The sequence below is a fragment of the Vibrio aquimaris genome (assembly GCF_009363415.1).
Lineage (GTDB): Bacteria > Pseudomonadota > Gammaproteobacteria > Enterobacterales > Vibrionaceae > Vibrio > Vibrio aquimaris.
The window spans coordinates 655,900-670,972 of record NZ_CP045350.1; the positions used below are offsets into that span (position 1 = coordinate 655,900).

At 43.4% G+C, this 15,073-nt stretch carries 10 protein-coding genes; 6 read left to right on the forward strand and 4 right to left on the reverse strand.

What is annotated here, in order from left to right; translation table 11 throughout:
• Positions 1–3 precede the first annotated feature (3 nt).
• On the forward strand, positions 4–822 hold the full coding sequence (pstB, locus tag FIV01_RS03060; RefSeq protein WP_152429672.1) for a phosphate ABC transporter ATP-binding protein PstB: 819 nt from the start codon (positions 4–6) through the stop codon (positions 820–822).
• A gap of 21 nt (positions 823–843) precedes the next feature.
• Complete coding sequence (gene phoU, locus FIV01_RS03065; protein ID WP_114786588.1) at positions 844–1,542, forward strand: phosphate signaling complex protein PhoU; 699 nt, start codon at positions 844–846, stop codon at positions 1,540–1,542.
• Positions 1,543–1,555: 13 nt separating this feature from the next.
• On the opposite strand, the gene ppk2 is transcribed toward phoU, so the two are convergent.
• The 4 genes from ppk2 to FIV01_RS03085 form a co-directional block, all read right to left on the reverse strand.
• On the reverse strand, positions 1,556–2,338 hold the full coding sequence (gene ppk2 / locus FIV01_RS03070; protein ID WP_152429673.1) for a polyphosphate kinase 2: 783 nt from the start codon (positions 2,336–2,338) through the stop codon (positions 1,556–1,558).
• Between the two features lie 57 nt (positions 2,339–2,395).
• On the reverse strand, positions 2,396–3,142 hold the full coding sequence (locus FIV01_RS03075; protein ID WP_152429674.1) for a copper homeostasis protein CutC: 747 nt from the start codon (positions 3,140–3,142) through the stop codon (positions 2,396–2,398).
• 181 nt (positions 3,143–3,323) lie between these two features.
• Entirely contained in the window at positions 3,324–3,629 is a 306-nt protein-coding gene (locus FIV01_RS03080) for a YebG family protein (RefSeq protein WP_152429675.1), read from the reverse strand.
• 102 nt (positions 3,630–3,731) lie between these two features.
• Positions 3,732–4,628, reverse strand: coding sequence for a LysR substrate-binding domain-containing protein (locus FIV01_RS03085; RefSeq protein ID WP_152429676.1), 897 nt, complete (start codon positions 4,626–4,628; stop codon positions 3,732–3,734).
• Between the two features lie 111 nt (positions 4,629–4,739).
• Between FIV01_RS03085 and FIV01_RS03090 the strand changes: the two genes are divergently transcribed.
• The 4 genes from FIV01_RS03090 (at position 4,740) to recD (ending at position 15,057) form a co-directional block, all read left to right on the forward strand.
• Positions 4,740–5,708 (forward strand): TDT family transporter, encoded by a 969-nt coding sequence (locus tag FIV01_RS03090; protein WP_152431638.1) that lies wholly within the window; start codon positions 4,740–4,742, stop codon positions 5,706–5,708.
• Between the two features lie 94 nt (positions 5,709–5,802).
• On the forward strand, positions 5,803–9,255 hold the full coding sequence (gene recC, locus FIV01_RS03095) for an exodeoxyribonuclease V subunit gamma (RefSeq protein ID WP_152429677.1): 3,453 nt from the start codon (positions 5,803–5,805) through the stop codon (positions 9,253–9,255).
• A 113-nt stretch (positions 9,256–9,368) separates the two neighbouring features.
• On the forward strand, positions 9,369–12,953 hold the full coding sequence (gene recB / locus FIV01_RS03100; protein ID WP_152431639.1) for an exodeoxyribonuclease V subunit beta: 3,585 nt from the start codon (positions 9,369–9,371) through the stop codon (positions 12,951–12,953).
• Positions 12,954–12,963: 10 nt separating this feature from the next.
• Positions 12,964–15,057, forward strand: a complete 2,094-nt coding sequence (gene recD / locus FIV01_RS03105) for an exodeoxyribonuclease V subunit alpha (protein ID WP_152429678.1) — start codon at positions 12,964–12,966, stop codon at positions 15,055–15,057.
• The last annotated feature ends 16 nt before the right edge of the window (positions 15,058–15,073 follow it).

Sequence of the window (15,073 nt, forward strand, 5' to 3'; positions counted from 1 at the left end):
ACTATGTTTTCAGTTGATCAGACTTTAGGCTATCCGGCGCCGCTTGATGTGAATAACCTCAATGATGAGCAGACCGCAATTAGTATTGAAAAGCTAAATCTTTTTTACCATAACACGCAGACACTTATGGATATTTCTATGCGGATCCCGAAGGGACATGTTACCGCATTTATTGGTCCTTCTGGGTGTGGTAAGTCGACCTTATTACGTTGTATTAACCGAATGAACGATTTAGTGGAAGGGTGCCGTGTCGAAGGCAAGGTGGAACTGAATGGTAGTAATATTTATCATTCCCAAGTCGATGTGCCTACCTTGCGTAGGCGAGTTGGTATGGTATTTCAACGGCCGAATCCTTTCCCAAAATCTATCTATGAAAATGTGGTTTACGGGTTACGCCTGCAAGGAATTAAAAACAGCCGCACTCTAGATGATGCGGCGGAAGCATCCCTTCGGGCTGCTGCCTTGTGGGATGAAGTTAAACATCGTCTCCATGAGAATGCATTTGGTTTATCAGGTGGTCAGCAACAACGTTTAGTTATTGCAAGAGCGATAGCCATTGAGCCAGAAGTGTTACTTCTTGATGAACCGACATCGGCATTGGACCCCATATCAACATTGACTATTGAAGAGTTGATCAGTGAGCTTAAAACAAGGTATACGGTGGTCATTGTCACTCACAACATGCAGCAAGCAGCTAGGGTGAGTGATCATACTGCTTTTATTCATATGGGAAAGTTGGTCGAGTATGCTGATACAGACTCAATTTTTACTTCACCTAGCCAAAAACAAACGGAAGATTATATTACTGGCCGTTACGGGTAGTATTGGAGTGAAATGATTGCTATGAACTTTGGACGTCACATATCCGGTCAATTTAATGTCGAGCTAGAATCTATTCGTACCCATGTTCTCACTATGGGGGGATTGGTTGAACAGCAACTTTCATTTGCGATGCAAGCGTTGCACAAAGAAGATGTTGAGCTTGCGCGAAAAGTTGTGCGAGATGATCACAAAGTTAACGCAATGGAAGTGTCGATTGATGAGGCATGCACGCGCATTATTGCCAAGCGTCAGCCGACAGCAAAAGACTTACGTTTAATCATGGCGATTATCAAAACCATCACTGACCTTGAGCGCATTGGTGATGTGGCGACTCGCATGGCTTATGTTGCAATTGAAAGCCCGTCATCGAAAGAGCGCCAGTTTCAAATATCCTTGGAACCTCTTTGTCGCCAGGCAATCGCGATGTTGCATCAGGCTCTTGATGCCTTTGCGCGCATGGATGTCGAGTCGGCTGCTGAGGTGCATAAATTGGATGATAAAATTGATGCTGAATACGAAGCTGTGATTCGCCAGTTAATGACTTATATGATGGAAGATCCGAAAAATATTCCTCATATACTGCAAGTTATGTGGTCTGCTCGTGCGATCGAACGTGTGGGCGATCGCTGCCAAAATATTTGTGAGTACATTATTTACTTTGTTAAGGGTAAAGATGTACGCCACTTGGGTGATCAAAGCATTGATGATGCCCTGCGTTAGATGACTCAACGCGCTAGTATGTTTGTGGGACCAAGGTTTGTGCCTCGATGGGAGCGCGTTCATACCCAGCTTTTTTTAACTCAGGTAATAGAATTTCGGGATAGTGAATAGCCTGATAGTCAATCTGATTAAGCAGATGGCTAATACAATTTAATCTGGCTTGTTTCTTACTGTCTGACGGCACTACCCACCATGGACAATGTTCAGTATCTGTGTGAGCAAACATTTTATCTTTGGCTTGTGAATATTCTGCCCAGCGTTGGCGTGATTCAAGATCCATCGGACTAAATTTCCAACGTTTGATGGGAGTATGAATTCTTTCAAGGAAGCGTTTTTCTTGTTCTTGATCAGAAACCGAAAACCAATATTTGATTAAGATAATCCCAGAACGCTGCAACATATGCTCAAATTCAGGGCACGATCGCAGAAATTCCGTATACTGCTCTTCGGTGCAAAAATTCATTACACGCTCAACTCCAGCTCTGTTATACCAACTTCGGTCAAAGAGGACGATTTCTCCTGCCGAGGGTAAATGAGCAACGTAACGCTGGAAGTACCATTGTGTTTTTTCTTTTTCCGTCGGCGTGGGTAGTGCCGCGATTCGGCATACACGTGGGTTTAGCTTTTCAGTGATGCGTTTTATCACGCCGCCTTTGCCAGCAGCGTCGCGACCTTCAAAAATAACAACGACTTTTAGTCCTTCTTGTTTGACCCATTCTTGAAGTTTAACCAATTCTGTTTGAAGCCTAGCGAGCTCTTTTTTATAGAGTTTTTTATTCATTTTATCGTCGTCCATGAGGTTGCCTTTTCAGTAAAGGCTATCACTTAGAGCATGGGCGCAAGAGAATGGAAACTAAGAATTGAGAGCTTTTACTACCTTTTCAATCGCGAGCGAGTTAGTGATAGGAACAACAAAATCATCCAAGCTTTGCTGACCCATTCTGGCGTTGTTTGAGAAATTTTGCATTTTACTGGTGCGAGTGGACTTTCCTGATAAATGGACTTCGGTTATTTGAGCTTTGTCGACAATCGTGTTGACATTGTCTGCGTTTAGTCCCGAACCTGCAATAATGGTTAGTCTTCCTTTGGCGAGCTTTGCCATGTCGCATAAGGTATCAAGACCTTGTTCAACGTTGGCGCTTAAACCTGATGTTAGCACTCGTTCGCAGCCAAGTTCAGCAATATCATTGATAGCTTGTCGATAATCCACGCATTGATCTATAGCGCGATGAAAAGTAACCTCTAACTCGTGATGCTTGGCCTTATTGAACAGTCGACGGCTATGCTCCATGTTTACATGTCCTGCAGAGTTTAAGACGCCAAATACTACGCCGTTCATTCCGGCATGTGCTGCGGCTTCTATATCTATCAGCATGCTTTCAATATCATCTTGGTCGTAGAGAAAGTCTCCTTGACGAGGGCGTATCATGGCAAAAACAGGAATATTGGATAGTTTAGCTGCTTGCTTCATCATGCCATAGCTTGGGGTTAAACCACCGAGAGCCAAAGAGGAACATAGCTCTATGCGCGTTGCGCCGCCTTCTATTGCATTGTGGAGAGATTCAAGATTATCGATACAAACTTCAACAACATAGCTCATGGTTACTGACTCAAACTCAAAATCGAGTCACCATGATAAATGAAGCGCAAGGATTTTATTAGGGTAAAAATAGCGAAATGCGTTTTCCCCAAAGCAGATGTAGTCATGAGGAGAGGACGTGTTAACTAAAAATATCAATGACTTAAGTCAACACGGCCATATGATAGAAAAGTAAGAATACTTAGGCTGCGTCGTCTTGAGCCGGCGCCTCATTGATTTCTTCGATTGATTCTACCGCTTTTTTCTTTGCCGCTGGTTTGCGTTTAGCACCAAGAGCGAATAGCAGATCTTCTTTGTGTTGTGCTAAGAACATGGCTAAGTCTTCTTGCTTAGCTTCATCTTCTAGCAATTCGCTTTTACCTAATAGCTCAAAAAGCTCATCAGCCATATCAAGCATTTTGTCATAGGCATCAGCTTCCGCTTTAGAGGTAAAAGTCATTTTTTCTTCTCCATTACGTTCTACCACGTACTTGACGATTACAGCCATGGTTGGTCCTCTAGCTCAAAAAATTAGTTGAATTATTTACTGTCTTTTTATACAGCTTTTACTCTATTAAGTCCAGATTGGATATGAGTTTAAAGTTTAAAACTATCTGCTTTTCTGCCATGAATGACAAAAATCAATAAAGGATTTTAGTAGAGGGCTTTGATATTTTTCTTTGTGCAGCAAAAGCCAGAAACGTCTTTTCATATCCAGAGGAAGTATTAACTCAACGACTCGACCATCTTGTATGGCGGGCTGCGCAGAAAGGCGGGATAGGCAGCTTAGGCCTAAGCCTGCTGCAACACTATTAATTAGTGCTTCCGTTGTATTGAGTTGAAAGCTTTCCTGCCATTGTTCGATTCTTGGCGCTATGGTGCGAAGAAAGAACTCTCGCGAGCCAGATCCCGGTTCTCGTAAAGCCCATTCACTTCCTTCCAATGTATCCAAAGAGATTTGCTTTTTCTTTACTAGAGGTGAATCTGGAGAGCAAATGACACACATTTCATCTTGGCTAAATTGATTCGAAATCAATAAAGGATGATTGGTTTTTCCCTCGATGAGCGCAATATCGAGTTCATAATCGATGAGTTTTTCACATATCAAAGCAGAGTTAGATATAAAAAGGCTCTGAGATTTGTGCATGGTTTGCTTGCGAAAATCACTTAGTAAATAAGGAGCGACCTGATTACCAACTGTATCGCTAGCTCCAATACGCAGTTCTCCAGTTAGAGTTTTACCTCCATCAAATAGCTGATTAATATCCTGAGCACGATGCAGTAACTCATCAGCGAGAGGCAAGAGTTTTTGTCCTTCTTGGTTGAGAATGAGGCGATTATTAACACGATCAAATAAAGAATGGCCAATCTGCTTTTCAAGCTCGGAAAGCGCCATACTTACCGCCGCTTTTGACAAAAACAGCGCCTGTGAGGCTGCGGTAAGCGTGTTGTGCTGAGTAATGGATATAAATACTTTCAGTTGCTTAAGAGAAATATTGGCGGCCATAAGATTTTTGTTAATTTAATCTGAACGTATGTTTTAAATAATCAGATATATTCGAACGAATATCAAGCGTATTATTTCTATTAGGAAACAGAAAAAGATTGTGAGGCAATGATGATTAAAGCGACAAAAGCAAAAGTGATGGGAGCACCCACACCAATGGCAGGATTAGCGCTAGGGATTGCCAGTTTAGGATGGTGTTGGGAGAATTTCGCTCCTTTGCATGGTTATGGTCAGCTACTTGGTGCTGTTATCGCAAGTGTATTACTGGTGGTATTGGCAGTAAAATTTCTTTTTCACGGTCATTTGCTTGGGCAAGATCTTGCTCACCCAGTCGTTGGCAGTGTGGTACCTACCTTTGCAATGGCCACCATGGTGGTGTCGAACTCTCTTGGTCATTTTTATCCCATGCTTGGTGACATGCTCTGGCTTGCAGCTGTCGGTTTACATATTATTTTCCTTGTCAGTTTTGTGTACCACAGAGCAAAAGAGTTTGAGCTACATCATATGGTGCCGAGTTGGTTCGTTCCGCCAGTAGGTATTATCGTTGCTGATGTGTCTTTTTCGGGTAACCCAGATTTATTGTTCATTGCTAATGGCACTTTAATATTTGGTATGCTTGCCTATGCTGTCATGCTGCCTATGATGATTTATCGCTTTATGTTTACTCATCAAGTGCCCGATGCTGCTAAACCAACGCTTGCAATTATGGCGGCTCCTGCCAGCCTTTCCCTAGCCGGTTATTTAACTGTGGTGTCTCAACCTTCACCAGTTATTGTGGGGCTGCTATTTGGTATTGGTGTGTTAATGACCGCCATTATTTACCTCGCTTTCTTTAAATTATTGAGACTGCCTTTTAGCCCTGGTTATGCCGCTTTTACTTTCCCTATGGCAATAGGAGCAACGGCGTTATTTAAGCTTGCCAACTGGATGCAAACGTCTGGATTAGATAGTCAGTATGTGCATCAAATTCATACGCTAGCAGGGTTTGAGTTGATTGTTGCAACAGGTGTTATTGCCTATGTGGCAATCAGGTACTTTAACTTTTATCAACCTCATAAAGTGATAGTGCGTAATGCATAACCTTTTGGTGGATTGATTTGTGTTTAATGCTCAAGAAAGCAATGCACTTATGCTAATCTGAAGCCAATTGCGGCAATGATAGTGTGAGTGCACTTTGTTTACTGTCTACCATTCCAACCAAGTTGATGTCTTAAAGTCCTTACTTGTCGAATTGGTTCGCTTGAACCCTTTAGATAATCCCTTTGAACAAGAACAGATTTTGGTTCAGAGCCCTGGTATGTCCCAGTGGTTGAAAATAGAGTTAGCTAAAGAATTTGGTGTTGCGGCAAATATTACTTTTCCACTCCCCGCAACGTTTATATGGGATATGTTTACCCAAGTTCTGCCTGATGTCCCTCAGCGCAGCGCATTCAACAAAGAGGCGATGACTTGGAAGTTAATGCAAACGCTTCCTCGGTTGCTAAATAATGCAGAGTTTTCTGCCCTAAAACACTATCTGCAAGGTGATGACGATCAGAGCAAGCTCTACCAGCTCGCGGAGAAAATTGCAGATATTTATGATGGCTACCTTGTCTACCGACCCGAATGGATTGCCAGTTGGGAATTGGAACAAGAGGTGCTTGAGTTACAGGGGGAGCACAATTGGCAGTCTATTTTATGGCGAGCTTTATATGAGCACACCACTTCTTTAGGTCAATCGCCCTATCATAGAGCAAATCTCTATCAAGATTTTATTTCTAAGTTAGAAAATAGTACTCATTTTGAACAGCTACCTAAGCGTTTGTTTGTCTTTGGTATCACGTCTTTGCCACCGCGCTATATGGACGCGCTCAAAGCCATGGGTAAGCACATTGATGTGCATTTAATGTTTACTAATCCTTGTCGTTACTACTGGGGCGAAGTTCGTGATCGAAAATATCTTGCTCGCCTTGCTGCTAGGCACCGCCAACATTTGGTGTGGAAAGAGGATCATTCTGAACTTGAAGGTGAAACGCATCAGCTTAAAGGGGATATTGAACAAAACTTAGATGACGAGCTTCACACCAATGCGATTGGCAATAGCTTGCTTGCCTCTATGGGGAAACTTGGCAGAGACAATATGTTTTTGCTATCACAGCTCGACTCCCATGAAATTGAAGCCTTTGTGGATATCGATAGAGACTCTCTGCTACATAATGTGCAAGCAGACATTCTCAATCTTGAAGAGCAGCACAATGATCAATTGATTGATTCTAGTGCCCACAAGCATAGGATTGAGCCTCAAGATGACTCTATCAGTTTGCATGTTTGCCACAGCGCAATGCGAGAAGTCGAGGTGTTGCATGATCAATTACTGTCTATGTTTGATCGACAGCCGAGTTTAAAGCCACGCGACATTATCGTTATGGTGGCGGATATCAATGCCTATAGTCCAGCGATTCAAGCTGTATTTGGTAATGCGCCGGGAGAGCGATTTATTCCTTATTCGATATCAGATAGAACCGCAGATCAAGAAAGTCCTATTTTGCATTCTTTCATGCAAGTAGTGAACTTACCCAATACCCGTTGTCTTGCCTCGGAGTTACTTGAGCTTTTGGAAATACCCGCCATACTTGCTCGGTTCGGCCTCAGTGCTGAGGAGTTTGTGCAAGCTAAACTCTGGGTAGAGGAGTCGGGTATTCGCTGGGGACTAGACCTCAGTACTGGAGAAGAATTCGATTTGCCTCAAACGGCGCAAAATACATGGCAATTCGGTATCCAGCGTATGTTACTTGGGTATGCAATGCCTGACTCCGCTGGATTACTAGAAACTCAAAGTGGTTTGCTTGCCCCTTACAATCAAGTTCAAGGCATGAATGCCGAGCTTGCGGGAAAATTGGCTCACTTTATTCAAACGGTTAGTGATTATCGCAGCAAGTTATCTGTATCTCAGCCGATTGATAAATGGCGTGAAGTATTGACCTTAGCCTTGGATGATTTCTTTATGGTAGATATAGAGGGAGAAGCGGCACTTAAGTCAATACGGGATACCTTATCTGGGTTACATGAGCAGATTAAAGAGGCAGCCTATCAGCAAGACTTGACGCCAAATATTGTCTCACAGTACCTCAAAAAGAAGCTTTCAACGACTCGAGTCAGTCAACGTTTTCTTGCAGGGCAGGTCAACTTTTGTACTTTGATGCCAATGCGATCAATTCCGTTTCACATCGTATGCCTATTAGGAATGAATGATGGTGTATATCCGCGGACCGTCGCGCCAGAAGGTTTTGATCTTATGAATGGTAGATCTCGACCTGGGGACCGTTCGCGCCGTGATGATGATAGGTATCTTTTCTTAGAGGCTTTGTTGTCTGCACAACAAAAGCTTTACATCAGTTATGTTGGTCGCTCAATTCAAGATAACACTGAACGAGTACCCTCAGTTTTGGTCTCCGAGCTTATGGAATATTGCCAACACAACTATTGCTTGGCGGGGGATGAAGGCTTGGACTCCGATCAATCTGGCAAACAATTATTAGCATGGATACGGCGTTTACATCCCATGGTGCCTTTTAGCGTCAACGCGTTTACCCATGGTAATGTTAGCTATGCCAAAGAGTGGCTTCCGGCTGTTAATCGTCAAGGCCATAGCAGTGGTGAGTTTAATCGCCAGCTAAGTGATTATTTGCTTGATGCTGTCTATCCGCTTGATTTGGATTTAGTTGAATTACAACGCTTTTGGCGATTGCCGGTGCGATACTTCTTTAATCGGCGTTTAAAAGTGGTGTTTGAACCCCCTTTGCCCGTAACCCAAGACGAGGAACCTTTTGCCCTTAGTGGTCTAGAAAGCTATCAAATGAGAGATAGCTTGCTTGAAGTTTTACTTGAGGCGCAACATAAAGGGGATCTTGAGCAACAAATTATTATCGACGATTTTATTGCAGAGCAAAGAGCTCAAGGAAAGTTACCAGTGGGCGCTTTTGGGGATATTGAGTTTGAAACCAATCGGGTCCAAGCGCAGGAGTTAGTCGAAAAGCTAGCTTGGCTTTGTTGTGACGAAAAAGAAGATCATGAAGTAAAGTTGTCGTTTGACGTATTAGGTGAGGGACGAGTTGTTGAACTTAGTGGTTGGTTAACACAAAACTATCGTTCAGGTTTGGTGCGCTTTCGCAGTGGTCGCATAAGAGCTCAAGATTACTTATCCGCTTGGATAGATCATCTAGCCATCAATGCCATGGGCCAAAACCAGCCTTCCCATCTGCTTGGTTATGATCGTAAAGAGGGTGTTGTACACTTAAGCTTTCCTTCAATCGCTGACATGTCATTGGCTCAATCTCATCTTGGTGAGTTGATTCGACTGTATTATCAAGGAATGACCACGCCCTTAGCTTATTTTCCCAATACCGCCTTAGCTTGTGTCGAAGCTGGCTTTAGTCGAGGCAGTTGGTCTGATAATCAAGAAAAGTCGTTTAAGAAGATGGCCGAAGTGTTCAACGATGGTTATTTCAGCAAAGGTGAAGGGGCGAACACTTATATTAATAGGATTTGGCCCCAGTGGAATGATGAGCTTGCAAGTCAAGTATGGGAGTTAGCGGCTTTGGTTATCCAAGCTCCGAGATTAGCTGTACAGGCCGATGACGAGAAGTAACCGGTGAAGGTGTTTAATAATGTCAATTATCACGAGTCTGCGCGGCTCTTTTATGTGCAAGTTAAAGGTGGAAAATAGTGACATCTAGACCGGCAGCTACATCGCTTAATACCATGACTTTTCCACTCCATGGCGCTCGCTTAATTGAGGCATCTGCAGGAACCGGAAAAACTTTTACTATCGCTGGCTTATACCTAAGGCTACTTCTTGGTCATGGTAGCGCAGAAACCAAACATCAGCAGCCATTGACCGTGGACCAAATATTAGTGGTCACTTTTACCGAAGCGGCAACGGCTGAGCTGCGCGATCGTATTCGAGCTCGTATTCATGATGCGAGGATCGCGTTTTCGAGAGGAAAAAGCACTGATCCTGTTATCGCACCCTTATTGAATCAAGTTGATGATCATCGCCAAGCTGCGGAGATTCTTTTGCAAGCCGAAAGACAAATGGATGAAGCGGCAGTTTTTACCATTCACGGCTTTTGTCAGAGAATGCTCACTCAAAATGCATTTGAATCGGGCAGTCGTTTTGACAACGAATTTATTACTGATGAAAGCCGGCTCAAAGCTCAGGTAGTTGCGGATTATTGGCGACGCAACTTTTATCCATTACCGCTGAATTTAGCGGGAGAGGTTCGCCGTCTTTGGGGCAATCCTAGTGAGTTATTAAGGAAAATCAGCCCATATTTGACTGGTTCTCCACTGCGAATTTCTGTCCCTGTTATGCAAGGCAGCTTAGCTGAACTCCATGCTGAAAATATTAATAAAGTCAACAAGCTTAAAGCGCTTTGGTTGTCTGGTAAGGATGATTATCTCGCCCTAATTAGTGACTCAGGAATTAATAAACGCAGCTACAGTAAAAAATCTTTGCCCGCATGGCTTGAAACGGTCGATGCTTGGGCATCTACAGACACAACTGGCTACGATTATCCCGATAAGCTGGAAAAGTTTTCCCAAAATGTATTGCAACAAAAAACGCCGAGTGGTGATGTGCCTTGCCACCCTGTATTTGTTGCGATAGAGCAATTTCTCTCCAGCCCCATCAGTTTAGAAGCGCCGATATTGGCTCATGCAATAGACCAATGCCGTGAAATGCTGAGCAAAGCCAAGCAGCAGAAACAGTGGTTGTCGTTTGATGATTTGCTGACTCAGCTTTCGGCCGCGATAGATGATGACGATGCCGAACAGCTTGCTTCGCGGATACGAACATTATATCCGGTTGCGATGATCGATGAGTTTCAAGATACTGACCCGCTGCAGTATAGTATTTTCAGTCGTATTTATCTGAGTGAACCACAATGTGGTTTGTTTATGATTGGCGATCCTAAACAGGCGATATATGGTTTTCGAGGGGCCGATATTTTTACTTATATCAAGGCCCGTAATCAGGTGTCATCTCATTTCACTTTGGGAACAAACTGGCGCTCAAGTAAAGACATGGTCACTGCGGTGAACCAGTTATTTGATACGCCAGATTGCCCGTTTATATACGATGATGATATTCCTTTTTTGCCCGTTGATACTAGCCCAGAAGCAGACAAACGCCAGTGGTTGTTAAATGGCAAAACACAACCTGCTTTGACTTTTTGGCTACAAGAAACCGAAAACACCCCTATTACTAAGGGCGAATACCAACAAGTAATGGCGCAAGCATGCGCGCAAGAAATTCAGCATATTTTAGTCTTGGCTCAGCAATCACAGGCGGTATTTGATGATGGGAAATCTCAGTATGGTATTCAAGCTGGAGATATCGCTGTATTGGTAAGAACTGGCAGTGAAGGACGTCTTATCAAGCAAGCATTAGCGGCGAAGGGCATTGCCAGCGTCTATCTGTCAAACCGTGATAATGTGTTTACTTCATCGGTTGCGCAAGATATTCAACGTTTATTGCAAGCCGTACTGACACCAGAAAATGAACGAGCGCTACGAGCTAGCATTGCTTCGGAGTTATTTGCATTAGACGCAGGATCACTAGATAAACTCAATAATGATGAAATTGAATGGGAAAATATCGTCAATGAGTTTAGAGAATATCGGCATTTGTGGATGCAGCGTGGTGTGTTGCCCATGCTTCGCAGCGTAATTAGTAAACGGCATATTGCAGAGCGTTTATTAGAGGAAGACAGTGGCGAGCGCTTTCTAACTGATTTGATGCACATTGGTGAGTTACTGCAACAAGCGAGTATCGAGTTAGATAGTGACCATGCGCTCTTACGTTGGTTAGCCCAATCCATCACTGATGCTGAAGCAGGCTTTGGCGGCAGTGAAGAACAGATTCAGCGTTTGGAATCTGAGCGTAACTTGGTACAAATCATTACTATCCACAAATCCAAAGGGTTGGAATATGACCTAGTCTTTTTGCCATTTGTGTTTTCTTATCGCAAGGCCAGTGAAGCCAAGTATTATGATAGTCAACTGGATCAAACTATACTCGATATCAGGGCGCAGGAGGCGTCACTTCAACAAGCTGATAAAGAGCGGTTAGCCGAAGATCTACGTCTCCTTTATGTTGCGCTGACGCGAGCTGTCTACAGCTGTTTTGTTGGCGCGGCACCAATTCGAGATGGTCGTTCCAGTAAAGAGCCTACAGGCGTTCATCACAGTGCTATAGGTCATCTATTGCAAAATGGTCAGCAAGCAGGTGTGGCTGAGTTGACGGCAGCAATCGAGAAACAAGTCAATAACCAGACTTGTATCAAGCTTGTCTCTTTACCTGAATTTAATAGCGAAAAGTTGATCACTAATCAAGTTGAGCAAGTAAAGTTAACAGCCAAAGAATTACAAGCAAGCATTGACCGAAACTGGCGAATTACCAGTTATTCAGGGCTGGTTAAGCAAGGGGCTAGTCGCGCATTTAATGAGGCTGCAACAGACATATTGACCTTAGATCTGGACTCTTTTGATGATAAAGAGGTTGAGAACGAACTCGAACCTCAAAAGAATATCTTTACCTTTCCTAAAGGTGCGAGAGCCGGTACTTTTTTACATACTGTATTTGAAGATATCGAGTTTACCGAGCCGGCGACAAGTTCTACTAACACTAAAGTCATTATTGATTTGATGGAAGGTGAGCAATTAGACTCTGGATGGTTACCCGTATTGCAGGGCTTGGTGGAGACAGTGTTGACCACCCCTCTAGATGGTAAAAAGCTGAAACTCAATCAAAAAAGTTCATCTTCGCGCCTTGTTGAAATGGAGTTTTTACTTCCAATTGAGGTACTTACCGCGCCAGCTTTAAATCGCGTTATTCAGCGTTATGATCCTTTATCTGCCAAAGCGGGCGATCTGGGCTTTCATTCAGTACAAGGCATGCTTAAAGGTTTCATCGATTTAGTGTTCGAGCATCAAGGCCAATATTTTATCCTCGATTGGAAATCAAATTATCTTGGTGACAGCGTCAGTGACTATCATGGGGATGCGTTAAACAACGCGATGGCTGAGCATAGATATGATTTGCAATACCAAATTTATGCTTTGGCATTGCATCGATTCTTGCGCTCTCGTTTGCCCGATTATGATTATCATGCTCATTTTGGTGGTGTTTATTACTTGTTTTTACGTGGTATGGATGGTCAAAGCGAACATGGGATTTTTTATGCTCGTCCCTCGTTGGCTCTTTTGAATGATTTAGACAGTTTAATTGACGGGCATTCGATCGAACCAAAACAAACCGATTCAGGACAGATGGAGTTAATATAGGATCCTAGTTATGCAAAGTCTGTTTTCATACCTAAAGCCTCTTGTCGATAAAGGCGTAATTCGGCAGATCGACTACCAATTTGCTCGATTTGCTCGTGAACAAAGTGGCAATGACAATATTGCCTTTATTGCTGCAATTGTGAGCTGTGAGTTAGGACATGGCCATATTTGCCTGCCTTTAATCGACAAATTTGGTCAGCCATCTGATTTGGTAGTCAAACTCGGTGTATTTGGTGATTTCGCAGACCAACTTAACTATGTGTTGCGCAAAATAGATTGGTTGAGCGAGTTACAGAACACTTCTTTTGTTGGAACGACTGACCAGAGCTTACCTATGATTTTCGATGGTGAAAGGCTTTATCTTCATCGCTATTGGCATTACGAATCTGTGTTGGCGAAGCGATTGAAGAGCTTAGGGTCACCCATGATCATAAAGCCTACTGATGGTCAAAAGCTTGCTCAATGGTTAAATCATCTGTTTGCTAGAGACTACCGGTACCTTTTCAGCGCTTTAGCCTCATTGCAATCTGACTTAGCACCACAGGTGGCTAGACAACAACTTGTCTGCGACCATCTTGATGTAGTCAGTAGCGAAGGGCTTGATTGGGACACCATAGACCAAAAGCTCTTGAGTGCTGCAAAAGTTTCGCACCTTGATGTGTTAGATGAACTAGTACCTTTATCTATGTGTGTGAATTGGCAAAAAGTGGCAGCGGCGGTGGCTTTAACAAGACGCTTTGCCGTGATTTCTGGTGGGCCAGGAACCGGAAAAACAACCACGGTAACTAAGCTGCTTGCTGCGTTAAATGTTCAGGCTCAACAATCTGGTCAATCGCCAGTGATTAAATTGGTGGCACCAACGGGAAAAGCTGCTGCACGCTTAACTGAGTCTATAGGAAAAGCTGTTGCTAAGCTTCCTGTTGAGCCGAGTATCAAAGCTCTAATACCAAGCAGCGCGAGCACGCTACATCGTTTGCTAGGTGCTATACCAAACAGCGCTGAGTTTCGTCATAACCAACAAAACCCTCTTCATCTGGACATACTTGTTGTTGACGAAGCGTCAATGGTTGATCTGCCTATGATGTATAAGCTGGTGGATGCTCTACCCAGGCACGCAAGATTAATACTACTAGGTGATAAGGACCAAATTGCTTCTGTAGAGGCGGGCGCTGTGCTTGGTGATATTTGCTCTTTTAATCAACATGGCTATAGCTTTGAGCAAGCCAAGCTAATAAGTCAGTTAACGGGTTTTTCATCCTTGAACAACCATAATAGTCAGTCTGCTAGTATTGCTGACAGTTTATGCATGTTACAAAAAAGCTATCGTTTTGACGCCCGCTCAGGAATAGGTCAATTAGCTAAGGCCATCAACTCTGGAGCTAAGACCAAGGTTGATCTTGTTTGGCAAAAAGGCTTCGATGATATCGCTCACTTTCCCGTTGATGCCCTTCATTATCGGCAGATGATACAAACCTTAGTGGTAGAATATAGCCACTACTTAAATCGTATTAAGCCAGCAATGCAGGGGATTGATGACGAGCCAATTTATGATGTTGCAAGAGAAGCTTTACAGCTTTTCTCTCACTGTCGTTTGCTTTGTGCCGTTAGAGAAGGCGACTTTGGTATTACTGGACTCAATCATAGTGTGGAACGAGCACTTAAGGCGCGTAAACTCATCAAGGTACAAGATGAGCTTTGGTATCATGGCAGGCCTGTAATGATAGTGCGTAATGATTATGCACTAGGCCTCTACAATGGTGATATTGGTTTGTGCTTGCTTGATAGATCTGAAGGAGAGGCGAGACTGAAAGTATTTTTTGAGCTTGCAGATGGTTCAATCAAAGCAGTGCTGCCTAGCCGAGTACCTGAGCATGAAACTGCTTATGCGATGACGATTCACAAATCCCAAGGCAGCGAGTTTGAACATACCTTGATGGTGCTACCACCAGATCCTAACCCTATTTTGACCCGTGAGCTGATCTACACTGGTGTAACTCGAGCGAAGAAGAAGTTGAGTTTATTTGTTGATGATAGAGTGATGGCTCGCGGTATAAAAGTTCGCACTCAAAGAGCCAGTGGTTTAGTTGATAGGCTTACCGAATAATGCCCATTTTACTGGG